This is a genomic window from Streptomyces sp. CA-278952 (genome assembly GCF_028747205.1).
In the GTDB taxonomy this organism is placed as follows: Bacteria; Actinomycetota; Actinomycetes; order Streptomycetales; family Streptomycetaceae; genus Streptomyces.
Genome location: NZ_CP112880.1, coordinates 4,445,839 through 4,470,957 on the forward strand (window position 1 = coordinate 4,445,839; position 25,119 = coordinate 4,470,957).

At 72.6% G+C, this 25,119-nt stretch carries 22 protein-coding genes; 12 read left to right on the forward strand and 10 right to left on the reverse strand.

The genetic code is table 11. The annotated features are described in order from the left end of the window. Positions 1 to 54 precede the first annotated feature (54 nt). A complete protein-coding gene (locus tag N7925_RS19955; protein WP_274344666.1) occupies positions 55 to 1,731 on the reverse strand; it encodes a bifunctional 3'-5' exonuclease/DNA polymerase in 1,677 nt (558 codons plus the stop codon). Between the two features lie 176 nt (positions 1,732 to 1,907). On the opposite strand from N7925_RS19955, the gene N7925_RS19960 reads away from it, so the two are divergent. Both N7925_RS19960 and N7925_RS19965 read left to right on the forward strand, forming a co-directional pair. Beyond that, on the forward strand, positions 1,908 to 3,080 hold the full coding sequence (locus N7925_RS19960) for a DUF2786 domain-containing protein (protein ID WP_274344667.1): 1,173 nt from the start codon (positions 1,908 to 1,910) through the stop codon (positions 3,078 to 3,080). Between the two features lie 38 nt (positions 3,081 to 3,118). Then, complete coding sequence (locus tag N7925_RS19965) at positions 3,119 to 5,245, forward strand: FUSC family protein (protein WP_274344668.1); 2,127 nt, start codon at positions 3,119 to 3,121, stop codon at positions 5,243 to 5,245. A 46-nt stretch (positions 5,246 to 5,291) separates the two neighbouring features. Here N7925_RS19965 and N7925_RS19970 read toward each other — a convergent pair whose 3' ends face one another. After that, complete coding sequence (locus tag N7925_RS19970; protein ID WP_274344669.1) at positions 5,292 to 5,828, reverse strand: hypothetical protein; 537 nt, start codon at positions 5,826 to 5,828, stop codon at positions 5,292 to 5,294. Positions 5,829 to 6,083: 255 nt separating this feature from the next. On the opposite strand from N7925_RS19970, the gene N7925_RS19975 reads away from it, so the two are divergent. Continuing rightward, entirely contained in the window at positions 6,084 to 6,326 is a 243-nt protein-coding gene (locus N7925_RS19975) for a DUF397 domain-containing protein (protein WP_003968242.1), read from the forward strand. A 36-nt stretch (positions 6,327 to 6,362) separates the two neighbouring features. Here N7925_RS19975 and N7925_RS19980 read toward each other — a convergent pair whose 3' ends face one another. Beyond that, positions 6,363 to 6,875 carry an ATP-binding protein gene (locus tag N7925_RS19980; protein ID WP_265600895.1) on the reverse strand — a complete coding sequence of 171 codons (513 nt, stop codon included), beginning with the start codon at positions 6,873 to 6,875 and terminating at the stop codon, positions 6,363 to 6,365. Between the two features lie 357 nt (positions 6,876 to 7,232). Here N7925_RS19980 and N7925_RS19985 point away from each other — a divergent pair, with 357 nt between their 5' ends. Beyond that, positions 7,233 to 8,096 carry a helix-turn-helix domain-containing protein gene (locus tag N7925_RS19985; RefSeq protein WP_003968244.1) on the forward strand — a complete coding sequence of 288 codons (864 nt, stop codon included), beginning with the start codon at positions 7,233 to 7,235 and terminating at the stop codon, positions 8,094 to 8,096. Between the two features lie 58 nt (positions 8,097 to 8,154). Then, complete coding sequence (locus tag N7925_RS19990; RefSeq protein ID WP_274344670.1) at positions 8,155 to 9,612, forward strand: aldehyde dehydrogenase family protein; 1,458 nt, start codon at positions 8,155 to 8,157, stop codon at positions 9,610 to 9,612. A 58-nt stretch (positions 9,613 to 9,670) separates the two neighbouring features. On the opposite strand, the gene N7925_RS19995 is transcribed toward N7925_RS19990, so the two are convergent. Continuing rightward, positions 9,671 to 10,672, reverse strand: a complete 1,002-nt coding sequence (locus tag N7925_RS19995; RefSeq protein ID WP_274344671.1) for a GlxA family transcriptional regulator — start codon at positions 10,670 to 10,672, stop codon at positions 9,671 to 9,673. A gap of 64 nt (positions 10,673 to 10,736) precedes the next feature. Here N7925_RS19995 and N7925_RS20000 point away from each other — a divergent pair, with 64 nt between their 5' ends. From N7925_RS20000 to N7925_RS20015, 4 genes are all read left to right on the forward strand, one after another. Continuing rightward, positions 10,737 to 12,062: an MFS transporter gene (locus tag N7925_RS20000; RefSeq protein ID WP_274344672.1), complete on the forward strand. Its 1,326-nt coding sequence runs from the start codon at positions 10,737 to 10,739 to the stop codon at positions 12,060 to 12,062. A 24-nt stretch (positions 12,063 to 12,086) separates the two neighbouring features. Further along, positions 12,087 to 12,728 (forward strand): PadR family transcriptional regulator, encoded by a 642-nt coding sequence (locus N7925_RS20005; RefSeq protein WP_274344673.1) that lies wholly within the window; start codon positions 12,087 to 12,089, stop codon positions 12,726 to 12,728. A gap of 77 nt (positions 12,729 to 12,805) precedes the next feature. Continuing rightward, the gene (locus tag N7925_RS20010; protein ID WP_274344674.1) at positions 12,806 to 13,813 is read left to right on the forward strand and encodes an ATP-binding cassette domain-containing protein; all 1,008 of its coding nucleotides are present in this window, start codon (positions 12,806 to 12,808) and stop codon (positions 13,811 to 13,813) included. After that, on the forward strand, positions 13,810 to 14,637 hold the full coding sequence (locus tag N7925_RS20015) for an ABC transporter permease (RefSeq protein ID WP_274344675.1): 828 nt from the start codon (positions 13,810 to 13,812) through the stop codon (positions 14,635 to 14,637). Before N7925_RS20010 ends, N7925_RS20015 begins: the two co-directional genes overlap by 4 nt. A gap of 30 nt (positions 14,638 to 14,667) precedes the next feature. Here N7925_RS20015 and N7925_RS20020 read toward each other — a convergent pair whose 3' ends face one another. The 4 genes from N7925_RS20020 to N7925_RS20035 form a co-directional block, all read right to left on the reverse strand. Then, positions 14,668 to 16,095, reverse strand: coding sequence for a glutamate decarboxylase (locus N7925_RS20020; RefSeq protein ID WP_274344676.1), 1,428 nt, complete (start codon positions 16,093 to 16,095; stop codon positions 14,668 to 14,670). 60 nt (positions 16,096 to 16,155) lie between these two features. Then, entirely contained in the window at positions 16,156 to 16,779 is a 624-nt protein-coding gene (gene wrbA / locus N7925_RS20025; protein ID WP_265600902.1) for an NAD(P)H:quinone oxidoreductase, read from the reverse strand. A 127-nt stretch (positions 16,780 to 16,906) separates the two neighbouring features. After that, positions 16,907 to 18,217, reverse strand: coding sequence for an ion channel protein (locus tag N7925_RS20030; protein ID WP_274344677.1), 1,311 nt, complete (start codon positions 18,215 to 18,217; stop codon positions 16,907 to 16,909). A gap of 151 nt (positions 18,218 to 18,368) precedes the next feature. Then, a complete protein-coding gene (locus tag N7925_RS20035) occupies positions 18,369 to 18,734 on the reverse strand; it encodes a YbjQ family protein (protein ID WP_265600904.1) in 366 nt (121 codons plus the stop codon). Between the two features lie 150 nt (positions 18,735 to 18,884). Here N7925_RS20035 and N7925_RS20040 point away from each other — a divergent pair, with 150 nt between their 5' ends. After that, entirely contained in the window at positions 18,885 to 19,610 is a 726-nt protein-coding gene (locus N7925_RS20040; protein WP_265600905.1) for a DedA family protein, read from the forward strand. Positions 19,611 to 19,797: 187 nt separating this feature from the next. Here N7925_RS20040 and N7925_RS20045 read toward each other — a convergent pair whose 3' ends face one another. Together N7925_RS20045 and N7925_RS20050 are read right to left on the reverse strand one after the other, a co-directional pair. Continuing rightward, positions 19,798 to 21,501 (reverse strand): threonine/serine ThrE exporter family protein, encoded by a 1,704-nt coding sequence (locus N7925_RS20045; RefSeq protein WP_265600906.1) that lies wholly within the window; start codon positions 21,499 to 21,501, stop codon positions 19,798 to 19,800. 188 nt (positions 21,502 to 21,689) lie between these two features. Then, on the reverse strand, positions 21,690 to 22,184 hold the full coding sequence (locus tag N7925_RS20050) for an inorganic diphosphatase (protein ID WP_018959738.1): 495 nt from the start codon (positions 22,182 to 22,184) through the stop codon (positions 21,690 to 21,692). 113 nt (positions 22,185 to 22,297) lie between these two features. Between N7925_RS20050 and dacB the strand changes: the two genes are divergently transcribed. Both dacB and N7925_RS20060 read left to right on the forward strand, forming a co-directional pair. Then, the gene (gene dacB, locus N7925_RS20055) at positions 22,298 to 23,785 is read left to right on the forward strand and encodes a D-alanyl-D-alanine carboxypeptidase/D-alanyl-D-alanine endopeptidase (protein WP_274344678.1); all 1,488 of its coding nucleotides are present in this window, start codon (positions 22,298 to 22,300) and stop codon (positions 23,783 to 23,785) included. A gap of 101 nt (positions 23,786 to 23,886) precedes the next feature. Beyond that, entirely contained in the window at positions 23,887 to 25,023 is a 1,137-nt protein-coding gene (locus N7925_RS20060; RefSeq protein WP_274344679.1) for a zinc-dependent metalloprotease, read from the forward strand. Positions 25,024 to 25,119 lie beyond the last annotated feature (96 nt).

Sequence of the window (25,119 nt, forward strand, 5' to 3'; positions counted from 1 at the left end):
CGTCCCGCGGACCGGACCCGCGGCGCCCGGCATGCCTCAGCCACGCCACGGGCGTCATTTGGAGTCCGCGTACCGCTCCACCACCGCCGTCGTGAAGGGGAACCGCACCGGCGTCCGACCGAAGGCGGTCCGCCCGGCCAGCTCGCCCGCCGCGCGGATCGCCTCGGCGACGGCCCCGGTCTCCCCGGCCGGGCAGTGCACGATCACCTCGTCGTGCTGGAAGAACACCAACTGCGCCCGCAGCCCCTGCTCATGGAGCGCCCGGCGGAGCGCGGCCAGCAGCAGCAGCGCCCAGTCGGCCGCGCTGCCCTGCACCACGAAATTACGGGTGAAGCGCCCCCGGGCCCGCGCCGGACCGCCGTCCGGCGCGGCCCCGGAGCCCTCGGGACCCTCCTGGGGAAGGCCCGCCTCCTCGTCCTGCCCCGCCAGCGCGACCGGCGGGCTGGTCCGGCCCAGCCAGGTCCGCACCACCCGCCCCTCCTCGCCCGCCCGCGCCGCGTCGTCGACATAGGCGACGGCGAGCGGGAAGCGGCGGCGCAGGGCGGCCAGGTTCTTCAGTCCGTCCCCGGACGTCTGGCCGTAGATCGCCCCGAGCAGCGCCAGCTTGGCGTGGTCGCGGTCGCCGGAGAACGCCCGGTCGGACAGGGCCTTGTAGAGGTCGCCGTCATGACCGGCCACCTCCATCAGGCCCCGGTCGCGGGAGATCGCCGCCAGCACCCGGGGCTCCATCTGGTCGGCGTCCGCGACGACGAGCCGCCACCCCTCGTCGGCGACGACGGCCTGGCGGATCACCTTGGGGATCTGGAGGGCCCCGCCGCCGTTGGTCGTCCAGCGGCCGCTGACCGTGCCGCCCGGCTGGTACTCCGGGCGGAAGCGGCCCTCGCGCACCCAGTCCTGGAGCCAGGACCAGCCGTGCGCCGTCCAGATCCGGTACAGCTTCTTGTACGCGATCAGCGGCTCGACCGCCGGATGGTCCAGCTCCTCCAGCTCCCAGCGCCGGGTCGACTTCACCGCGATGCCCGCCTGCGCGAACGCCTTCACCACATCGGCCGGCAGGTCGGGGCGGACCCTTCGGCCGAACGCCGCCGACACCTCGTCCGCCAGCTCGGCGAGCCTGCGGGGCTCGCCGCCGCCCGCGTACCGCTCGCCCAGCAGCCCGTTCAGCAGCTCCCGGTGGACGTCGGCGCGCCAGGGCAGCCCGGCCCGGTGCATCTCGGCGGCCACGAGCATCCCCGCCGACTCCGACGCGGTCAGCAGGCGCATCCGGTCCGGGTGCTCCGCCGCGTCGTGACGGCGCACCTGGTCCGCGTAGACCCGCAGGAGCCCCTCGAACGGCACCCCGGGGCCCGACGGCGGCTCGAAGAGGGAGGACTGCGCGCCCGGTTCGGCGGACCGGGCGGGCGGGTCGGGCGGCACCGGCGCGTTGTCGAGCCGGGCGAGAGCGGCGGCGGCGGAACGGGGCTCGCCGAGCCGCCCGGCGTGCCCGAGCAGCAGCAGCTCGGCGCACTCGATGTCGTAGCACCGCTCGACCCGGACCCCGGCGGCCAGCAGCCGGGGGTAGATCTCGGCGGTCGACCGCCACACCCAGCGCACCACGTCGGGCCGGGAGCGGACCGCCTCGACGAGGTCGGCCTCGGCGAGGACCGGCCCGGCGGGCACGCCGTCCCGGGCCAGCGGCGCGAGCAGCGCCCCGCCCCCGTCCGCAGCCGCCACCGCCCACCGTTCGGTCATGGGTGCGAGTCTGGCACCCGCCACTGACAGCGCCCCGGAGGCGGGGCGCGCCGGGTCGCCGGCGGGCACGGGCCGCCGGTGGCACGTGCGCACCGTGGGCCGGGACGGCTCCCGCTTCCGTTGCTCCGCAGAAGGGGCGCGCGGGCCGTGCGAGCGGTGCGCCTACCCTTGGCCGGATGGAATCGGTGATCGACCGGGCGTGTGCGGCGGCCCTCTACGTGGCGGGCGACGCCGCCCTCGACACCGGGGCCTCCCTGCTCGCCGCCGCCCCGGAGGCGGACGCGGAGGCGCACCGGCGCGGCGAGGAGTTCGTGCGCCGGGCATGGGACCGGGGCTGGCACCCGGCCGACCTGGTCCGGTTCGTCCGTCATGAGCTGGACGAGCGGCGGGCGGCGCTGGCCGCGACCCTGATCGCCGCCGAGACCGCCCGGTACGCGGAGCTGCCGCCCCGCTGGCGCCGGCAGCTCGCCGAGCTGCCCGACCCCGTGCCGCGCAACCGCCCCGACCGGTTCCGGTACGCGGGTGACCTGCTGGAGCTGTACCGGCTGCTGCTGCGGCTGCCCGCCATCGAACCCGTGGGACCCCCGCCCGGCGCCGCCGCCGACCATCTGCACCGGCCGCCCGCCGCCGACGAGCCCCGCATGCTCACCCGGATCCGGGCGCTGCTGGCGAAGGCGGAGGCGACAGGCTTCCCGGAGGAGGCCGAGGCGCTGACCACCAAGGCCCAGGAGCTGATGGCCCGGCACAGCATCGACGAGGCCCTCCTCGCCGCGCGGACGCAGAGCCGCGAGACCCCGGGCGCCTGCCGGATCGGGGTGGAGCCCCCGTACGAGAGCGCCAAGGCGATCCTGCTCGACGCCGTCGCCTCCGCGAACCGCTGCCGGGCCGTGTGGAACGACGATCTCGGCTTCACCACGGTCGTCGGCTTCGAGCCGGACCTGGAGGCCGTCGAGCTGCTGTTCACCTCGCTGCTCGTCCAGGGGGCGGCCGCGATGACCCGGGCGGAGGCCGGGCAGCGCGCCGGGGGACGCAAGCGGACCAAGACCTTCCGGCAGGCGTTCTGGATGGGGTACGCCCAGCGGCTCGGCCGCCGGCTCGCCGACGGCGCCGAGCGGGCCACGGCGGCGGCCGACGGCGCGGACGCGGCCCCGGCCGGTGAGCTGCTGCCGGTGCTGGCCGCCCGGGACGTCGCGGTCACCGACGCCGCCGGGCGGATGTTCCCGAGGACCACCACGTCACGGGTCCGCGGCGTCACCGACCTGGACGGCTGGACGCACGGCACCGAGGCCGCCGACCGGGCCCACACCGGCGGCACGCCCCACCGACCCGATGGCGAAATCATGTCCTAAGTCGAGCTTGTCCGAGATTGCACGGCTAGGCTCGACCCATGAGCTGGCTCCGGGCGCTGAAGGAGACCGCCCGCTCGGGGCTGGAGATCGAGCGGCAGAGGCTGGAACCCCTCATCGCCCTGCGCGGTGCGGCCGGCCTCGCCCTCGTCGTCGGGGCCGGCCTCGTGCTGTTCGGGCCGGAGATCGCGGCCAGCTCCGCGTTCGGCGCGTTCCAGGCGGCCCTCGCCACCTTCCAGCGCAGTTGGCGGCCCCGCCCCGTACTCGCCCTCGTCTCCGGCGTGAGCCTCGCCGTCTCGACGTTCGTCGGCTACGTCAGCGGCGCGCACGTCGTGCTCTTCCTGTGCCTCCTCGGCGCCTGGACCTTCCTCGCCGGACTGGCCTGGGCGGCGGGCCCCACGGGCGGCATCATCGCCGCGTCCAACGTCGCGATCATGCTGGTGACGATCACCCTGCCCACCTCGGTCGTGGACGCCGCCGCCCACGCCGTGATGATCGTCGTCGGCGGGGTCGTGCAGGCGGCGCTCATCGTCCTCTTCCCGGTCCGCAGATGGGGCGCCCAGCGCGACGCGCTCGCCGACGCCCTGGCCGCCGAGGCCGACTACGCCCGGCGGCTGCGCCACGACCCGGTCGCCCCCTTCGACCCGCTGCCCCTGATGACCGCCCGCAGCGCCGCCGCCGTCACCCCGCGCGAGGCCCGCCGCCGCCCCGCCGAACTGCACGGGGCCCGGGGGATCGCCGAGCGGCTGCGCCCGGTGCTCGCCTCGCTCGCGGACCCGGCGATGGGGGTGCCCGGCGACGGTCTCGAGCGGCTCTGGGTGAACGAGCTGCTGGGCGCGGCCGGATCGGTCCTGGACGCCGCCGCGCGCGCCGTCCGGCACGGCGAGCCCGTCCACCTCTCCGCCACGGACCTGGGCGTCCTGAAGACCCCCGACAACGATGTGATCCTCGTCGGCCCCGCCCGCCGCGCCGCCGACCGGCTCTCGGCCCTGCTCGACGACGTCCTGGAGATCGCCGAGGGCACCGGGACCGACAGCGGGGTCCCCTCCGGCCTCGCCCCGGACACCCGGCACCGGCCCACGCTGCTGAAACTAATCCCGGTGGTGCTGGCCTCGATGCGCCGCGAGCTGCACCACGGCTCGCCGATCCTGCGCCACGCCATCCGGGTCGCGGTGGTCGCCGTCTGCGGGTACTTCGTCGGCGAGGCCGTGCCGCTCGGCCACGGCTACTGGGCCCCGATGACCGCCGTCATGGTGATGCGGCCCGAGTTCTCCCAGACGTACTCCCGCGCGGCGGGACGCTTCGGCGGCACCCTGGTCGGCGTCGGGCTCGCCACCGCCGTCGTGCAGACCGCGAGCCCCGACGCCCGGCTCTCCGCGCTCCTCGCGGTGGTCTGCGCCTGGCTGATGTACCTGCTGATGCGCACCGGCTACGCGGTCGGCCAGGTCTGCGTCGCCGCGTACGTCGTCTTCCTGCTCGGCATGGCCGGCGGCGACTGGTCCCAGACCGTCACCGAGCGCATCGTCCTGACGCTCGTCGGCGGACTCCTCGCGATGATCTCGTACGCCCTCTACCCGGCCTGGGAGACCCCGCGGCTGCGCGACCGGCTGGCCGAGTGGCTGGTGGCGGACGGGCGGTACGCGGCCACGGTCGTCGACCGGTACGCGGACCCCGCCTCCCGCGACGCCGAGGACGTCCGGGACGCCCTGATCGCCACCCGGGAGGCCCGTGTGGCGTGGCAGGAGGCGCTGGCGACCGCCCAGCACGAGCCCGTACGCCACCGGGGCATCTCCCGGGCCGCCGCGACCGACGCCCAGCTCGCGCTGGCCCAGCTGGGCCGGTCCGCGATGGTCCTGGAGGCCCATCTGCCGGCCAGGTCGGCCGAGCCGGTGCCCGGCGCCGCCCAGCTGGCCGAGGCGTTGCGCCGGGCCACCGAGAAGGGCGCCAAGGCGGTACGGGAGCGGCGGCTGCCCGACTGGCAGCCGGTGGTGGACGCGGTGGCCCACTGGGACATGCCCACTCCGACGGACGACGGCACGACCCCCGTCGGCGACCCGGTTGTGCGCCGGGGCGCGGCGCTGCTCCTGGACGCGTTGGAGGAGTTCACCCGGGCTCTGGACGAGCGGGGCGGCTCCACCCGGGTCAGCAGCACGCTGGCCGAGGGCTGAGCGGCTCCCGGCGGGCGGGAGGGTGGGCGTCAGGCCGCGTCGGCCGTCAGGGCGCGGGGATCCCGGGCAGGTCCGGGGCCTCGGGGAGGTCCGGCAGGCCGGGGAGTGAGGGCATGCCGCTCGGCAGCTTGCCCGGGTCGGCCTTGGCGAGGGTGTCCTTGACGCCGCCGTCCCACGAGAGGACCAGCTTCGTGCCGTCCACGGAGTCGATCGCGCCCATCGTGCGGTCGGTGGAGCCGCCGGTGCACTTCAGCGCCAGCATCGGATCGCCGCCCATGTCCTTGACGTCGCCCTGGCACACGGACTGATCGGCGACCAGGGCGACCTTGCGGGCGCTGACGGACACCGTGACGTTCTTGCCGTCCGTCAGCCCCACCCAGGTGCCCTCCAGCGCCGCGGCGTCCACGGTGCCGCTGCCGGCGGACTCCCCGGAGCCGTTCCCGCCGCCGCTCCCGGGCGTCGCGCTCGCCGCGGAATCCGCGCCGGAATCCTTGCTCGCGTCGTCGCCGCCGCAAGCGGTCAGCGTCAGCGCGGCGGCCAGAGCGGCGACCGCGACGGCGCCGGTGCGTAGAGAGCTGGTCACGTGGAGTTCCCCCTTGCTGTTTTCCGGTCGAAAGACCGCGCCACGTTACCAAGGTCCGCAACGATCAACTCCCTTGAGCGGGAGCGAAATAGGCGTGCCGTTCGTCTCTCTTCCCGGAGGGCGCGCCCGGTGTGGAAAAGCCTGTAATCAAAGGAACACCGCGCGTGCACGTGCATCTGCTCATGCATTGGCATATGAACAGAGCTATGATCCGAGCTAGTTGACACTTGCACCTTGCAACTCGGGGAGCGTCCTGTGCACCACGTGTACAACGGCATGGCGGCCACAGAGCTTCGCGGAGTCGTCTGGCAGAAGAGCAGGCACAGCAACTCCCAGGGATCCTGTGTGGAGTTCGCGCGGCTGCCCGGAGGGAATGTGGCGATGCGGAACTCCCGTCACCCCGACGGGCCCGCCCTCGTCTATACGCCCGCGGAGATAGAGGCGCTGCTGCTCGGCGTCAAGGACGGCGAGTTCGACCACCTCGCCGCCGGCGCCTGACCCGGGTCGGGCCCGTGACGGGCCTGACCCGGGTGCTCACGGACCCGGCTTCGGGTTCTCCTTCTCCTGGAGCCGGAAAAGGGCCCAGACGACCTTGCCGTACAGCGGGCCCGAAGGCAGTTCTCCGAGCTGTACGGGAGAGGGGTGCCAGCCCCAGCTGTCGCTGACGCATTCCACCAGAAACAGTCCGCGGCCGGATTCGGCGGAATCCGCCGCCCGGCCCGCCGCCGGGCTCTCCCGGCTGGGGTCGCGCACGGCGCACACCAGTCGCGAGGTCCAGCGCATCAGATGCAGCCGCACCGGCGGGTCCGTCAATTCCCGCGGCGGATCGCCGGGCAGCGCGTGGCGCAGGGCGTTGGTGACGAGTTCGGACACCACCAGGGCGACATCGTCGAAACGGTCGCCCAGCTCCCATCGCTCCAGCGTCGACCGGGTGAACTTCCGTGCCCCGCCGACCGCTTCGTAGCGTGCGGGCAGAGCGCAGGACGCCGATCCGGCAACCCCTGAGGGGTCGGTGGGGGGAAGCCCCTGCCGTAACGGCTCGAGCATCGTCGATCCATTCGTCCCCATACGAGGCACTCCCGGGATTCGCGGCTGTAGCGGCACTGCCTGTAGCGGTACTGCGGGGGGTACAGCGGCACAACACGAGCACGCAGGTGCGCGAGGACCATGCTTCCGAATGCGCAGGGCAGATGCAAGGGCAGATGCACGTGCACGCGCCGGACCTGCCCGATACCGTGGTGGTTCCGGGGTATTTCTTCCCGCGGTCAGTTTCGGGCGCTTCCTAAACGTCTTCCCATTTCCGTAATCGAATGAGTACGGGCTGAAGCGTTTTGGTGGCAGAATCCGGCACTCGGGGTTGGGGGGCTCCGGGTGCCAGGGGAAGCGATGGGGAGGGTCGGACCAGTGTCGGCAGGCGAGTCGAGTGGATCGGTGGTGCGGCGCATCCTCCTGGGCTCTCAGCTCAGGAGACTGCGGGAGTCGCGCGGAATCACCCGTGAGGCGGCCGGCTACTCGATCCGGGCCTCCGAATCGAAGATCAGCCGCATGGAGTTGGGACGGGTGAGCTTCAAGGCCAGGGACGTCGAGGACCTGCTCACGCTCTACGGAGTCGCGGACGAGGCGGAGCGCGACTCCCTCCTCGGCCTGGCCCGTGAGGCCAACGTGGCGGGCTGGTGGCACAGTTACGGTGACGTGCTGCCCGGCTGGTTCCAGACGTACATCGGCCTGGAAGGCGCTGCCTCCCTGATCCGTATCTATGAAGTGCAGTTTGTGCACGGGCTGTTGCAGACCGAGGCGTACGCCCACGCCGTCGTCTCGCGCGGGATGCGCGGAGCCTCGCCCGCCGAGGTCGACCGCCGGGTGGCCCTGCGACTGGAGCGCCAGAAGGCCCTCGTCTCGGAGCGCGCCCCGACGTTCCACGCCGTTCTCGACGAGGCGGCGCTGCGCCGCCCGTACGGCGAACGCGACGTCATGCGTGCCCAATTGCGGCATCTGATCGATATGTCGGAGCAGCCGAACATCACGCTCCAGGTCATGCCCTTCAGCCACGGCGGTCATGCCGGCGAGAGCGGATCGTTCACGATGCTGCGTTTCCCGGAATCCGATCTGTCGGACATTGTCTATTTGGAGCAGCTGACGAGCGCGCTCTATCTGGACAAGCCCGAGGAAGTCGCGCAGTACGAAAAAGCCATGGCGGGTCTCGCCCAGGACAGCCCCACGCCGGAAGACAGCCGGGATCTTCTGCGCGGTCTACTCCAACTGGCGTAATTTATCAGTACGATGACGTCGCATCAGGAGTCTGCGAACGCCTGCAGTAAGGGATTGCATGTCCTTCTTCCATGAACTGGCCCACCAGTACATCGACGGCGAGTGGCTGACCGGCAGCGGCTCGTGGGACATCATCGATTTCAATCCCTACAACGGTGAGAAACTCGCCGCCGTCACCGTGGCCACCGCGCTGGAGGTCGACCGGGCCTACCGGGCCGCCGAGCGGGCCCAGCGGGAATGGGCCGCCGTCAATCCCTACGAGCGTCGCGCCGTCCTCGAACGCGCTCTCCGCGTCACCGGTGAACGCACGGAGGAGATCGTCGAGGCGATCATCGACGAACTGGGCGGTACCCGGCTGCGGGCCCAGTACGAGGTCCGTGGTGCGACCGAGTTCCTGCGCGAGGCGATCCGCCAGGCGCTGCGGCCCACCGGGCGGCTGCTGCCCGCCGTGGGGGACGGCCGGGAGAACCGGCTCTACCGGCTGCCCGTCGGCGTCGTGGGCGTCATCAGCGCCTTCAACTTCCCTTTCCTGGTGACGATGAAGTCCGTCGCCCCCGCTCTGGCGCTCGGCAACGCGGTCGTCGTGAAACCCCACCAGAACGCGCCCGTCGTGGGCGGTGGGCTGATCGCGAGGATATTCGAGGACGCCGGGCTGCCGGCCGGGCTGCTCAACGTGGTGATCACCGACAGCGCCGAGATCGGCGACGCGTTCATCGAGCACCCCGTGCCCAAGGTGATCTCGTTCACCGGCTCCGACCGGGTCGGCCGGCACATCGCCGCCACCGCGGCCGGCGCCTTCAAGCGGACCATCCTCGAACTGAGCGGGAACAGCGCCCTGGTGGTGCTGGAGGACGCCGACGTCGACTACGCGGTCCGGGCGGCCGTCTTCAGCCGCTTCCTGCACCAGGGGCAGGTCAGCATGGCGGCCAACCGGATCCTGGTGGACCGGTCGGTGGCGGTGGAGTTCACCGAGCGGTTCACCGCCGAGGTGGCCGCCCTGAAGACCGGGGACCCGAGGGACCCGGAGACCCGGATCGGACCGGTCATCAACGCCTTCCAGGCCGACGCGCTGGACGCCCTGGTGGACCGGGCGGTCGCGGACGGCGCGACGGCGCTCGTGCGCGGCCGGACCGTCGGCAACGTCGTCGGCCCGACCGTCCTGACCGGTCTTGCGGACGACTCCCCGCTGCTTCAGCAGGAGATCCTCGGCCCGGTGGCCCTGCTGATGACGTTCGACGGCGAGGAGGAGGCCGTGCGGCTCGTCAACGACAGCCCGTACGGACTCAGCGGCGCGGTGCACACCCGGGACGCGGAGCGCGGCGTGAAGTTCGCGCAGCGGATCGTCAGCGGGATGTTCCACGTCAACGACTCCACCGTGCAGGACGATCCGCTGGTCGCGTTCGGCGGCGAGAAGACGTCCGGCGTGGGGCGGCTGAACGGCGAGGCGGTGGTCGAGGCGTTCACCACCCTGCGGTGGATGTCGATCCAGCACGGCCGCTCGGTCTTCCCGTTCTGACGGAGGCTGCCGCTTTCTGCCGGGGGCTGCCGCCTTCTGCTGGGGGCTGCCGCTTTCCTCAGCTCCCCGGCCCCCGGAACGTCGTGCGGTAGGCGCTCGGCGAGACGCCCAGCGCCGCGTGGAAGTGGTGGCGCAGATTGGCCGCCGTGCCGAGCCCGGCGCGCGCGGCCACCTGCTCGACGGGCACGTCCGACTCCTCCAGCAACTCCCTGGCCAGTTCGATGCGTTGCCGGGTCAGCCAGTTCATGGGCGTCAGGCCGACCTCGTCCCGGAACCGCCGGGTGAAGTGCCGGACGCTCATCGACTCCCTGGCCGCCAGCTGCCCCAGCGTGATCGGGTCCTGGAGCCGCCGCAGCGCCCACGCACGGGCGGCCGAGGTCCCCGGAGCCGACCGTTCGGGCACCGGCCGGCGGATGTACTGGACCTGCCCGCCCTCGCGGTGGGGCGGCACGACCGTGCGCCGGGCCACGTCGTTCGCGACGGCGCTCCCGTGGTCGCGGCGGATCATGTGCAGGCACAGGTCGATCCCGGAGGCGCAGCCCGCCGAGGTCAGCACGGTCCCCCCGTCGGTGTAGAGCACGTCCGGGTCCAGCTCGACCCGGGGGAAGAGCCGGGCGAACAGCTCCGTGTACCGCCAGTGCGTGGTCGCCGTGTGGCCGTCGAGCAGTCCGGCCGAGGCCAGCACGAAGGCTCCGGTGCAGATCGAGGCCGTCCGGGCGCCGGGCCGGATCAGCGCGAGGGCCTCCGCCAGCGGGGCCGGGACCGCCGGGGTCTCCTGGACGTAGTCCTCGTACGAGGACAGGACGATCACGGTGTCGGCCTCGGCCAGCGCCTCGGGGCCGTGCGGGACGGCCACGGTGAAGTCGCCGTCCGTGCGCACGTCCCCGGGGGACAGGGAGCAGGTGGCGACCTCGTACAGCGGCTCGCCGTCCGCCGAGGCCCCCTGCCTGGCCTGGCCGAAGAGCTGGTGCACGATGCCCAGCTCGATGGGGAGCAGGACCTCGCGGGCGAGCACGGCGACGCGGTGCCGCCCGGGGTGGGTGAAGACCGTCATGGCCATATCCTTGCGCACCTGGTCCATCTGGACACTCGCGGGGACGGGCCCCGCTCGCGACGCTGCATCCATGGCCTCTTCGACCTCGGCATCCCCGTACTCCCCGTCGTCCTCCCGCCGGCCCTCCCGGATCCACCGCGCCTGGCTGATGGCCGCCGTCGCGGGCGCGGCCATCGTGACGGCCGGGGCGTTCACCACCGTGCCGGGTCTGCTGGTGACGCCCCTCCACGAGGAGTACGCCTGGGAGCGCGGGCAGATCGCGCTCGCCGCCTCGGTGAACATGGTGCTGTTCGGTCTCACCGCCCCGTTCGCGGCGGCGCTGATGGACCGGATCGGGGCCCGCCGCGTCGTGATGGGCGCGCTGCTCCTGGTCGCGGCGGGGGCGCTGCTCACCGGTGTCATGACGCGGCCGTGGCAGCTGGTCGCGTACTGGGGCGTGCTGATCGGCCTCGGCAGCGGCTGCCTGACCATGACGTTCGCCGCCGGGATCACCGCCCGCTGGTTCGACCGGCGGCGCGGTCTGGTGACCGGCGCGCTCAGCTCCTCCAGCCACCTGGGCCAGCTGCTCTTCCTGCCCCTGCTGGCCTGGTCCGTCGGCCGCTTCGGCTGGCGCCCGCCGGTGGTGACGCTGGCGCTCGTGGCCCTGGTGGTCGCCGCCCTGGTGTTCCTGCTGCTGCGCGACCACCCGGCGGACGCGGGCGTGAAGCCGTACGGGGCGCGGGAGTTCGTCCCCAGGCCGCCCCCGGTCCCCGGGGCGGCCGTGCGGGCGCTGAGGGTGCTGCTGCGTGCGGCGCGCACCGGTCCGTTCTGGCTGCTGGCCGGGGTGTTCGCCCTCTGCGGAGCGTCGACCAACGGCATCATGTGGTCCAACTGGGCGCCCGCCGCGCACGATCACGGCATGCGGGCCACGGCGGCGGCCTCGCTGCTGTCCCTCGTCGGGGTCTTCTCCGCCCTCGGCGCGCTGCTGGCCGGGTGGCTGACCGACCGGTTCGACCCGCGCCGGCTGCTGACCGTCTGCTTCGCCGTCCGCGCGCTAACCCTGCTCGCGCTGCCCCTGGTGTTCACCTCCACGGTCACGGCCCCGATGCTCCTGTTCGTGGCGGTCTACGGGCTCGTCGACGTCGCGACCGTGCCGCCCGTCATCGAGCTCGCCCGCCGGGTGTACGGGGACGACGGCCCCGTGGTCTTCGGCTGGACGAACGCGGCCCACCAGCTGGGGGCGGGCGCCTCGGCGTTCCTCGGGGCCACCGCGCGGGACGTCTTCGGCACGTACGACGTGGTGTGGGCCGCGCTGGCGGCCGGCTGCCTCGTCGCCGCACTGCTGGCCCCGGCCGTAAGCGTGAGGGCACACCGACCGGCCGAACGCAAGCGGGCGGGCTACCCTAGTCAAAGTTGAATAGGAAGATGGGTGTTGGGTGTCATGTCCGCGATCCGACTGCTGGTCCTCGGCGCCGTGCGCATGCACGGCCGCGCGCACGGCTATCAGGTCCGTAACGACCTGGAGTACTGGGGCGCGCACGAGTGGTCCAACGCCAAGCCCGGGTCGATCTACCACGCCCTGAAGCAGATGGCGAAGCAGGGACTGCTCCTCGCGCACGAGACGGCCCCCTCCACGGCGGGCGGCCCGCCGCGCACCGAGTACGAGCTCACGGACGAGGGGCTGGCGGAGTGCCGCCGCCTGCTGCGTGACGCCATCCGCTCCTACGACCAGAACGTGGACGTCCTCTCGGCGGCCATCGGTTTCATCGTCGACCTGCCCCGGGCGGAGGCGGTCGCGCTGCTCAAGGAGCGGATCGAGGGAATCGAGGAGTGGCGCAGGGCGGTCACCGAGTACTACACCCCCGAGGACGGCCCCGAATCCCTCGGCCACATCGGCGAGATCATGAATCTCTGGGTGCACTCCGCCGACACCGGCGCGGAGTGGACCCGGGGTCTGATCGCCCGCATCGAAAGCGGTGCGTACACCTTCGCCGACGAGGGTGACCCCTTCGTCGGGTTGCTCGCCGATGACCAGGAGAACCCGTACGCCACCGGCGTTCCTCACCCTGGGGACCACGACTAATCAAGTTTGACGAATGGCGGATCGGGGTCTATCTTCGGCCTCTTAGTCAAATTTGACTACAGGAGGGTGCGGGAAACGTGACCGAAGCGATCGTCATGGACGGCGTGCACAAGCGGTACGGGGAGAAGCGCGCCCTGGACGGACTGGACCTGGCCGTCGGCAGCGGCACCGTGCACGGAGTGCTCGGCCCCAACGGGGCGGGCAAGACCACCGCCGTACGGATCATGTCGACGCTGCTGCGCCACGACGTGGGCCGGGTGACCGTGGCCGGCCTCGACGTCCGCGAGCGGGCGGGCGAGGTGCGGCGCAGGATCGGGCTGCTCGGCCAGCACGCGGCGGTGGACGAGCAGCTCGGCGGGCGGCAGAACCTGGAGATGTTCGGGCGGCTGTACCACCTGGGCGCACGCCGGGCGGGCAGCCGGGCGGACGAGCTCCTGGAGCGGTTCGGCCTCGCGGACACCGGGCGCAAGGCCGTCAAGCAGTACAGCGGCGGCATGCGCAGGCGCCTCGACCTGGCCGCGTCGCTGATCACCGACCCGGACGTGCTGTTCCTGGACGAGCCGACGACCGGCCTCGACCCGCGCGGCCGGACCGAGGTGTGGGACGCGGTGCGGTCCCTGGTCGGCGGCGGCACCACGGTGCTGCTGACCACGCAGTATCTGGACGAGGCGGACCAGCTGGCCGACCGGATCTCCCTCATCGACGACGGCCGGGCGGTCGCCGAGGGCACCCCCGACGAGCTGAAGGCCCTCGTCGGCGGCGACCGGATCGACATCGTCCTGCGCGACGCGTCCCGGCTGGTGGAGGCGGGCGCCCTGCTCGGCGGCGCGGACCTGGTGCTGGACGCCGACCGGCGGCGCATCGGCGCGCCCGCCCCGGACCGGATGGCGGCCCTGGCGCGGACGGTGCGGGTGCTGGAGGAGGCGGGCATCGAGGCGGAGGACATCGCGGTGCGCCGCCCCACCCTGGACGAGGTGTTCCTGTCGCTGACCGGACAGCCCGCCGGCGAACGGCGTACGGAGAAGACGGCGAAGGCGCAGAAGACGACGGAGAAGACGACGGAGAAGACGGAGGTGGCGGCGTGAGCGCGGCGACGACGACGGCGCCCGGGCCGGGCGGCGCGACCTCCCGGCTCGGCTGGGCCCTGGCCGACTCCTGGACGATGACCCGCCGCGAACTGGCGCACTGGGCCCGGCAGCCCGTCGCGGTCCTCGTCAACCTGGTCTTCCCGGTGATGCTGCTGCTGATGTTCACCTATCTGGTCGGCGGCGGCCGGGGCGTGGACGGCGACCCCACGGAGTTCCTGGTCCCCGGGATGCTCGCGCTGACCATGGCCTTCGGCCTGGAGAGCACGATGCTCGCGGTCACCCAGGACCTGGGCAAGGGCGTCATCGACCGCTTCCGCTCGATGCCGATGGTCCCCGGCGCCGTCCTGGTCGGCCGCAGCGCCGCGGACATGCTCCAGTCGACGGCAGGGCTCGCGGTGATGACCGGGGTCGGTTACGCGGTCGGCTGGCGCTGGCACCACGGGGCCGCCGCCGCGCTGGGGGCGTTCGGGCTGCTGCTCCTGCTGCGGTTCGCGATGCTCTGGGTCGGCATCCTGCTGGCCATGGTGGCGGGGCGGCCGGAGATGGTCGCGGCGGTCCAGATCCTGGTCTGGCCGGTCGGCTTCCTCTCCAACGTCTTCGCCACCCCCGCGTCGATGCCGGGCTGGCTGGGCTCGGTGGTCGAGTGGAACCCGATGTCCGCCACCGCCACCGCCGTACGGGAGTTGTTCGGCAACCCGGGCGGCGCGACCGGCTCCTGGGCGGCCGAGCACGCCCAACTGCTCGCGGTGCTCTGGCCGGTGGCCATCATCGCGGTGTTCTTCCCGCTGGCGGTGGCCAGGTTCGCGCGCCTCAGCCGGTAGCCGTGCTCCGGGTGGATCCGGGAGCCGTGCTCAGTGGTGGAAGGGAGTCGGGGCCGCCCGGTCATGACTCAACGGGTGCCTCTGGGAACGGAGTTCGGGGAGCAGCAGCTTCAGGTCCTCGATCAGCAGCTCGGCCAGGTCCGAGGAGAACCCGTTGCGGCACACCACCCGCAGCACGGAGAGGTCCTGCCGGTTGGCGGGGAAGGTGTACGCGGGCACCAGCCAGCCGTGCTCCCGCAGCCGGCGGGAGACGTCGAACACGTCGTACGCCTGGACGTCCACGTCCGTCGTGAAGGCGAACACCGGCAGCTCGTCGCCCCGGGTGAGGAGCCGGAAGTCACCCAGCTCCTCCACCGCCCGGGCCAGGCCGCACGCCACGTCCCGGGAGGCCTGCTGGACCGCGCGGTAGCCCTCGTGCCCGAGGCGCAGGAACGTGTAGTACTGCGCGACCACCTGCGCCCCGGGCCGGGAGAAGTTCAGCGCGAACGTCGGCATGTCGCCGCCCAGGTAGTTGACCCGGAAGACGAGCTCCTCGGGCAGCGCGTCCGCCGTCCGCCACAGCGCCCAGCCGACCCCCGGGTAGACGAGGCCGTACTTGTGGCCCGAGGTGTTGATCGACGCCACCCTCGGCAGCCGGAAGTCCCACACCAGGTCCGGGTCGAGGAAGGGCGCCACCATCGCGCCGGACGCCCCGTCCACATGGACCGGGACGTCGAGGCCGGTCCGCTCCTGGAGGGCGTCCAGGGCCGCGCACAGGTCGGCGATCGGCTCGTAGGACCCGTCAAAGGTGGAGCCGAGGACGCCGACGACGCCGATGGTGTTCTCGTCGCACAGCTCGGCGGCGGCCGCCGGGTCGAGGTGGAACCGCTCGCCCTCCATCGGGACGAGCCGGGCCTCCACCTCCCAGAAGGTGCAGAACTTCTCCCAGCACACCTGCACGTTGACGCCCATCACCAGATTGGGCCGCGCCGTGGCCGGGTAGCGGTCCGCGTTCCGCTTCGCCCAGCGCCGCTTCAGGGCGAGCCCCGCGAGCATGCACGCCTCGCTCGATCCGGTGGTCGAACACCCCACGGTCGCCCTCGGATCGGGCGCGTTCCACAGGTCGGCGAGCATCGCCACACAGCGCCGCTCCAACTCGGCGGTGCGCGGGTACTCGTCCTTGTCGATCATGTTCTTGTCCCGGCACTCCCCCATCAGGACGCCGGCCTGCGGCTCCATCCACGTGGTGACGAACGTGGCCAGGTTGAGGCGTGAGTTCCCGTCGAGCATCAGCTCGTCGTGGACCAGCCGGTACGCCGTCAACGGCGGCAGCGGCCCGTCGGGCAGCCGGTGCCGGGGCGGCGCGGTGTTCATCGCGGCCGTCGGGTCGGCCTCGCCGAAGAACGGGTTCAGGGCGAGCCTGCGCCGCTCCTTCGAGGGTTCGTCCTGTTCCGGGTGGGCACCGCGGTGGAGCGGCATGGTGGAGGCCCTTCTCTCGGCCGAAGCGGGTCGGGGCGCGGGTCGGTTCTCGGGGCGGGGTCAGCTCTCGGCGGCCAGGCCCGCCTTGATCGCCCGGGTGAACTTCACGACCCGCTCGGCCTGCACCCGGGCGGCGGTCAGGGTCTGCTCGCCGACCGGGATGTCGCCCTGCCCGGAGACGTGGGAGGTGCCGTACGGGTTGCCGTCCACGAACTTCGTGGGGTCGGTGTACCCGGGGGCGACGAGGATGCCGCCGAAGTGGTGGATCGTGTTGTAGAGCGCGAGCAGCGTGGACTCCTGGCCGCCGTGGGCGGTGGAGCTGGAGGTGAAGCCGCTGTAGACCTTGTCGGCGAGCTGCCCCGCCTGCCACATCCCGCCGAGCGTGTCGATGAACTGCTTCAGCTGGGCGGTGACGTTCCCGTACCGGGTCGGCGAACCGAAGATCACCGCGTCCGCCCACGCCATGTCGTCCGGCGAGACCTCGGGGATGTCCGCGGTCGCGGTCACGTTCTCGGCCCACGCCGGGTTGGAGTCGATGGCGGCCTGCGGGGCGAGCTCCGCCGCCCGGCGCAGCCGCACCTGGGCCCCGGCCCGCTCCGCGTCCCCGGCGATGGCCTTCGCGATCGCGGCGACGGTGCCGGTGGAGGAGTAGTAGATGACGGCGACGTTGACGGGCGTGGGCATGCGGGGGCCTCCGACGGAGCGGGATCGTTGCGGAACGGTGCAAAAGCGCACGAATCAGACGATACGGAGGTTCCGTCCGTCCGGCGCGCCGGACGGGGCCTTCTCCGTGATCGTGGGGGCGGCCCCCTCAGCGCAGCGACTTCCCGTCCCCGTCCAACTGCATCTGGGCCCGCCCGGTGACCAGCAGCCAGGCGGGCAGGGTGGCGGCGCACAGCAGTGGCAGCACGGACGTGTCGCTGACCAGCACCGCCGCGGTGAACAGGCTCACCCAGCCCTGCCGGGTGACGGCCAGCAGCACGCCCAGCACCGCACAGGACACCGCGAGCGACGGCGGGACCGCGTCGACCAGCGCGTGGGCGCAGAGCCCCAGCGATACCCCCGCGAAGACCGCCGGGAAGATCCGCCCGCCCCGGAAGCCGCAGGCCGCCGCGATCACGAGGGCGGCCGTCTTCACCACCGCCATCCCCGCGAACTCCCCGGCCGACCAGCCGTCCGGGTCCCCGGCGAGTGCCTTCACCTCGTCGAGCCCCTTGAAGAGGGTGAGGTGGCCGCCCAGCGCGCCGAGCAGCCCCAGCACCAGCCCGCCCAGCGTCAGGGCGAGCACCGGGTGCCGCAGCGCCGTGAAGACCCGGTGGGCCACGGGGAAGGCGTACACCGCGAGCAGGCCGAGGAGCGCGCCCGCCGAGGCGATCAGCAGGGCGGAGAGTAGATCGCCCCAGTGCGGTCCCGCGTACGCCGGGAGGGACAGGTCGAAGCTGGGATGCGCGATGAGCGACATGGTCAGCGCGCCCGCCGTACCGGCCGCGAGCGGGGCGAACAGCCGGTCCCAGAACGCCCCGGGGCCCGGCTGCGAGGCCAGCGTCTCGGAGAGGATCAGCGCGGCGGCGACCGGGGTCCCGAAGAGGGCCCCGACGGTCCCGGCCGCGGCGAGCGCCACCCACAGCTCGCCGGGCGCACCGGGCGCGAACCGCCGGCCGAGCCAGAAGGCCAGTGCGACGTTGGCCGCGGTGATCGGGTTCTCCGGCCCGAGGCTCACCCCGCCCGCCAGCGCCAGGGTGGTCACCAGGAGCAGCCCGGGCACGATGCCGGGCCTCATCGGCGCGTCCACCAGGCCGGTGGTGGCCGGGTCGGGCCCGCCGTGACCGGGCACGGCCCGCAGGACGAGCCCCACCGCGAGGCCGGTCGCGGTGAGCATCACGATCATCCACAGCGAGGAGAACCGCCCCACCCCGAGCGCGTCGGGCAGCCTCTCCCAGAGCACGTCCTGGAGCCCCTCCGCCAGCAGGCTCACCCCGAGCAGGATCAGCGCGCAGGCGACACCGACGGCGATCGCGGGCAGCACGAGCGGCAGCAGCCGCCGGGCCGGGGCGGCCGGAGGGTGCGGGGGAGACGGCGAGGGCGGGGGAGCCGGCGGGGGCGCGGAGGATTCGGGGGCCACCGGCTCACCCTAGGGTGACGAAGCAGACAAAACGCCTCAATGGCGGCCGAGCGGCCCGGGCGGCCTAGCGGCCCGAGCGGTCCGCGTCACGCCGGGCCCGCGTCACGCCGGGCCCGCGTCACGCCGGGCCCGCGCCCGCACCCCGGGCGCGTCACACCTTGCTGATCACCGCCGCCGTCCCGTACGCGCAGACCTCCGTGCCGACGTCCGCCGCCTCCGTGACGTCGAAGCGCATCATCAGGACCGCGTTCGCGCCCCGGGCCCTGGCCTGCTCCACGAGCCGTTCCATCGCCTGGTTGCGGGTCTCGACCAGGGTCTTCGTCAGCCCTTTCAGCTCGCCGCCGATCATCGACTTCAGCCCGGCGCCGATCTGGCTGCCGAGGTGGCGCGACCTCACGGTCAGCCCGAAGACCTCGCCGATGACCTGTGTCACCTGATGGCCGGGGACGTCGTTCGTGGTGACGACCAGCACGTCCGCCTGGGCGTCCTGACCGCCGCCGAAATCCTCAATGCCCATGTTTGTGGCACCTCCTGTGATCAGTTTTGGACCGTTCCACGAGATGCGCATTCCCGCTGTGCGCCGCTGGAACCACGGGCACCGGCGGGGCGTTGATAGCTTGGGGCAGCCACAGAGCCGCCATCGCACACCATCCTGGAGCCCGGACCCTTGAATACGCTTGCGCTCGGACCGAGCTGGCTGGACCCGGACTATCTGCTCAACACGTTCGGGCTGCCCGGCCTGCTCCTCATCGTCTTCGCCGAGTCCGGCCTCCTGATCGGGTTCTTCCTGCCCGGCGACTCGCTGCTGTTCACCACGGGGCTGCTGGTCACCACGGGGCAGTTGAAGTACCCGCTCTGGCTGGTCTGCACGCTGGTCGCCGTCGCCGCGATCGTCGGCGACCAGGTGGGCTATCTCTTCGGCCGCAAGGTCGGCCCCGCCCTCTTCAAGCGCCCCGACTCCCGCCTCTTCAAGCAGGAGAACGTGGAGAAGGCCCACGAGTTCTTCGAGAAGCACGGCCCGAAGTCCCTGGTCCTGGCGCGTTTCGTGCCCATCGTGCGCACGTTCACGCCGATCATCGCGGGCGTCAGCCGGATGAACTACCGCTCCTTCATCACGTACAACATCGTCGGCGCGATCCTCTGGGGCGTCGGCGTCACCGTGCTGGGCGCACAGCTAGGCAAGATCGACTTCGTGCACCAGCACATCGAGATGATCCTCATCCTGATCGTGCTCGTCTCCGTGGTGCCGATCGTGGTCGAGGTGCTGCGGGCCCGCAGCCAGGGCAGGAAGGCCGCCGCGGCCGAGGCGCTGGAGGGCGGCGGTTCCGGCCGCCCCCCGGCGGGCGGCAACGGCCCCTCCACCGGCCAGCGCGGCCGGCACGCCAAGCGCTGACCCCGCGCCGCGTACGCACGCACCGAAGGCGCCCCTCCCCGCAGGTCGGGGGAGGGGCGCCTTCGTCGTACGGGGCACGGGCCCCGAGCGCGGGTACGAGGCACGGCTACCAGGCACGGCTACGAGGCATGAGGTACGGGTAGCGCGGCCGCTCGCGGGTCCGCACGGGCCGGGCGCGTCCGCGCGCTCAGAACCCCCTGGTCCGCTTCGCCGCCCTGCGGCTCGCCCCGCCGACCGCGCCCGGCACCCCCATGAACAGCCGCGAGATCTCACTCCCGAGGTTCACCCCGATCGCGATGGCCAGCGCCGTCGCGACCGCCGTCGACAGCGAGGTCAGACCCCGGTTCACCTCGTTCTGCGCCACGCCCAGCAGACCGAAGTACGTCGCCGAACCGGGCAGCAGCGGCCCGATCGCCGCGGTGATGTACGGCAGCGAGGAAGTGAACCGGTAGCGCGAGAACAACTGGCCGAACAGCCCCACCAGACCGGCGGCCACCGCCGTCGCGGCGACCGGCGAGATGCCTCCGGTCCGGGCCATCGCCCCGAAGACGATCCAGGCCACACCCCCGTTCAGGGTGACCGCCAGCACGGTCGACCGCTCCTGCTGGAGCAGCACCGCGAAGGCCAGGCTCAGCGTCATCGACACCAGGATCTGCAGCGCCGGACGGTCGTTGGGGATGAACTCGGCCTCGGGATTGAGCTCGGCCCCCAGCTGCACCCCCAGGTACAGAATGATCAGCACGCCCGCGACGATCCCGATGAAGAAGTACATGACCTCCAGCAGCCGGGCCGATGCGGTGATGTAGTAGCCGGTCAGCCCGTCCTGCACCCCCGCCACCAGCGCCCGCCCCGGCAGCAGCGCGAACAGCCCACCGGTGATCACCGCCGACGGCCGGATGTCCGTCGAATGGGTCAGCGTCAGCGCCACCCCCATCGCGGCGGGCGGCATCGCGGCCACCGTGAACTGGTAGAACTCCGGCAGCCCGCGCCCGGCGCACAGCCACGCGAGACGGTCGCCGAGCATCGCGCCCGCCGCCGCCACGACGAACACCAGGAATCCACCGCCGACCAGCACGGAGGCCGAACCGGCCAGCAGCCCGGCGGCCGCCGTCAGCACCCAGCCCGGATACGGGTGTCGGTTACGGCGGATCTCCGCGAGCCGCCGGTAGGCCTCCTCGAGCGAGATCTCGGTGTCCGTGCTGGTGATGTCGTCGACCAGCCGGAACACGGCCGCCAGACGGGTGTAGTCGGTGCCCCGGCGGCGTACGGTACGGCTCGCCGTCACCGGGTCGTCGACCAGCGACGGCTGGTGCGAGATGGACAGCAGCGTGAACGTGACCGTCGGCTCGCTGCGGTCGAGACCGTAGGACCGGGTCACCGCGAACATCGCCGCCTCGACGTCCTCGGCGCCCTCGCCGCCCGCCAGCAGCAGCTCCCCGATACGCAGCGTCAGGTCGAGCACGCGCGGCACCGCGGGGCCCGTGTCGTCGTCCGTGCGCTGGATGGACTCCGCGGCCGGACGCTCGGTCACCGGCATCCGCAGCATCGTGCGCATCCGGTCCTGCCAGGGTGCCTCCTTGGTCAGCCTGACCATCGGAATGCCCTGCGCCGGGGTGAACGCGGGCGGCGACTGCTGGGCCTTGTACGTGCTCGGCGGAGTGAAAGCGGAACTCTGCGCGTCGGGGTGCGTACCGCCCCCGGAGCCGCCGCCCGACGCGGCCGGCCCGCCCTGGTCCTGGTGCACACCGGTCGGCAGCGCGAACTCCGACGTCGGATGGTCCTCCTCGGGCGGCGACGCCGGATGACTCGTCCCCGCGGGCGGGGCGAAAGCGCTCCGCGCCTCGTCGGACTGGGGCTTCTGGTCCTCAGGACCGCCCGATTCCGCCACCACTCGACCTCGTTCCTCCTCGACCGCACCACCTGGGCGTCTGTCCCGTCGCACGTCTGCCCAGTATGGCCACGGGCATGGGCCCCGCACGCGCGGAAGTGCGGACAGCGAAACGGGCGGCACACCCGTGAAGGTGCACCGCCCGTTCCGAGACGGCCGTCCGGCTCACAAACGGAACCGGAAGAGGGACGTCAGTGCGCGCCGCCCTGCGCCTCAAGACGCTTGTACGAGGCCTCGATCTCGGCCTCCGCCTCGGTACGGCCGACCCAGTCGGCGCCCTCGACGGACTTGCCCGGCTCCAGGTCCTTGTAGACCTCGAAGAAGTGCTGGATCTCCAGGCGGTCGAACTCCGACACGTGGTGGATGTCGCGCAGGTGCTCCACCCGCGGGTCGGACGCCGGGACGCAGAGCAGCTTGTCGTCGCCGCCCGCCTCGTCGGTCATGCGGAACATGCCGATGGCGCGGCACTTGATGAGGCAACCGGGGAAGGTCGGCTCGTCCAGAATGACCAGCGCGTCCAGCGGGTCGCCGTCCTCGCCGAGGGTGTTCTCGACGAAGCCGTAGTCGGCCGGGTAGCTGGTCGAGGTGAAGAGTCGACGGTCCAGGCGGATCCGACCGGTCTCGTGGTCCACCTCGTACTTGTTCCGCGAACCCTTCGGGATCTCGATGGTGACGTCGAACTCCACGGGTGGCTCCTCCATGATCAACACATACGACTGGTGATTAAGTGTCCCCCACGCAGAAGAGTGCTCGCGAAAGGGGCTGGTCAACGGTGGCCGAGCCGGTGGAAAGACCGTCGATGCGCCCGTCGGACCCGTGGGGCAGGCTGAAGGTCCTGAAGAACAGACACAACGGGTCGTACACCTGGCAGGTCATCGCAGGCTCCGCAACGCTCGGCCTGGTCGTCGCCGCCGGCGCCGTCCTCGCCGCCGGCCCCTGGGACAACGGTCAGCGTAAGGCCGAGCGGGCACTGGCAGTCACCGCGGACCGAACAGGTGGCGCACATCACGGCCGCCCGACACCCGACGGCCCCCGCCCAGCCCCCAGCGCCCCGGCCGTCCTCCCGGCCCTCGGGACCACCACCCACGACGCCCCGAGGGACGCCGCCGCGCTCCGCGACACCCTCGCCCCGCTCATCGGCGCGCCCGAACTCGGCGACAAGGTCGCCGCGTCCGTCATCGACACCGCCACCGGCAAGCAGCTGTACGGAACCGGCGCCACCGCCCCGATGACCCCGGCCTCCACCATCAAGATCGCCACCACCGCCGCCGCGCTCTCCGTCCTGGGCCCCGACCACCGCATCGCCACCACCGCCGCGCTCTCCCCCGACGCCCGCACCCTCACCCTCGTCGGAGGCGGCGACCCCACGCTGAGCAAGGCGGCCCTGCGCTCGATGGCCGCCGACGCCGCGAAGGCCCTCCGCGAGGACGGCGAGGACGGCGAGGACGGCGAGGACGGCGAGGACCCAGCAGGATCGGTACGCCTCACGTACGACACCTCCCGCTACACCGGCCCCGTGCTCCACCCGATCAGCCCCAACGAGAACATCGCCCCCGTCACCGCCCTCATGGTCAACGAGGGCCGCCTGAACGACACGGACCGCGGCCCCGCCAAGCGCACCGACGACCCCGCAGGCGACGCCGCCCGCGCCTTCGCCGCACAGCTGAAGAAGGCCGGTGTCAAGGTCACCGGTACACCCCGCGAGGCCCGCCCGGCCGACGGGGCCCGCACCGTCGCCACCCACCACTCGGCCCCGCTCGCCGCCCTCGTCGAGCGCACCCTCACCAACAGCGACAACGACATCGCCGAGGCCCTCGCCCGGCAGACCGCCATCGCCAAGGGCGAGAGCGCCGACTTCGCCGGAGCCCGCCGCGCCGTCACCAACGAACTGAAGAAGCTGGGAGTCCCGGTGACCGGGGCCCACCTCGCCGACGGCAGCGGCCTCGACCGCGCGGGCCGGGTCACCCCCGCCCTCCTCACCGCCCTCCTCGCCCGCGCCGCCGACCCCGACCGCCCCGGACTGCGCCCGGTCCTCACCGGCCTCCCGATCGCCGGATTCAGCGGCACCCTCGACGACCGCTACCGGGACGGCTCCGACGGCACCGGCCTGATCCGCGCCAAGACCGGCACCCTCAGCCGCGTCAACTCCCTCGCCGGAACCGTGGTCGACCCCCGGGGCCGCCTGCTGGCCTTCGCCTTCCTCGCCTCCGGCAGCCGCTCCGCGACCGAGGCCGAACCAGCCCTCGACGCCCTGGCCACCGCCCTCGCCCGCCCGGTGGCCGAGTAGCCCCCGCGAAGCGCCGCCACCACGCCCCGCGGACCAGGCCCGACCGGCAGGACGCCGCCAAGACCCCACCACCGGGCGACGGGCTCACGTACGGTTGACGCATGACGAGCATCGGTGGTGCCCAGATGGTCGACTGGAATCTCGCGGTGGCGACCGCGACCCGACTGGTCCGGCCCGGCCCCGACATCAGCCGCGAGGAGGCCCGCGCCGTCGTCGCGGAGCTGCGGCGGCATGCCAAGGCCTCGGAGGAACACGTCCGGCTCTTCACCCGGATGATCCCCGAGGGGACCGAACCCGAGGACACCCCCGTCCTCGTCGTCGACCGGGCCGGCTGGATCAAGGCCAACGTCGCCGGCTTCCGCGAACTGCTGCGCCCCCTGCTCGCCAAGATGGAGAGCCGCCGGTCCGGCGGACCCGGCGGCGCCGTCGTCGGCATGGTCGGCGGCAAGGTCACCGGCGTCGAGCTGGGCATGCTGCTCTCGTTCCTCGCCTCCCGGGTCCTCGGCCAGTACGAGACGTTCGCCCCCGCCACCAGGGACCTGCCCGCCTCCGCCGACGGCGGCGGCCGGCTGCTCCTCGTCGCCCCCAACATCGTCCACGTCGAACGCGAGCTGGACGTCGACCCGCACGACTTCCGGCTCTGGGTCGCCCTCCACGAGGAGACCCACCGCACCCAGTTCACCGGCGTGCCCTGGCTCCGCGACCACCTCCGGGGCGAGATCCAGACGTTCCTCGACGAGACCGACGTCGACCCGATGACCTTCCTGGAACGCCTCCGCGAGGCCGCCCAGTCCCTCTCCGGCGCCGGACGCCCCGAGGGCGAACGGGGCGAGAGCGACAGCCGGAGCCTCGTCGACATCGTCCAGACCCCCGCCCAGCGCGAAGTGCTCGGCCGCCTCACCGCCGTCATGTCCCTCCTCGAAGGACACGCGGACTTCGTGATGGACGGCGTGGGCCCCGACGTCGTCGGCTCCGTCGCCGAGATCCGCGAGAAGTTCCAGCAGCGCCGCGCCCAGGGCGCCGGCCGCCTCGACCAGGCCCTGCGCAAGCTCCTCGGCCTGGACGCCAAACTCCGGCAGTACAAGGACGGCGAGAAGTTCGTACGATCGGTCGTCGAAGAGGTCGGCATGGACGGCTTCAACCGCGTCTGGACCTCACCGAACACCCTCCCGACCAAGGCCGAGATCGCCAAGCCCGCCGACTGGGTCGCGCGGGTGCACCGCAAGGCCGAATCCTGACCCACGGGCGGCCCGGGGACCGATATTGGCCCGCCAATCACCCATCCGAGGGACCGTAGGGGCATGGGAAGGCGTGCAATGCTCGATGAACAGCTT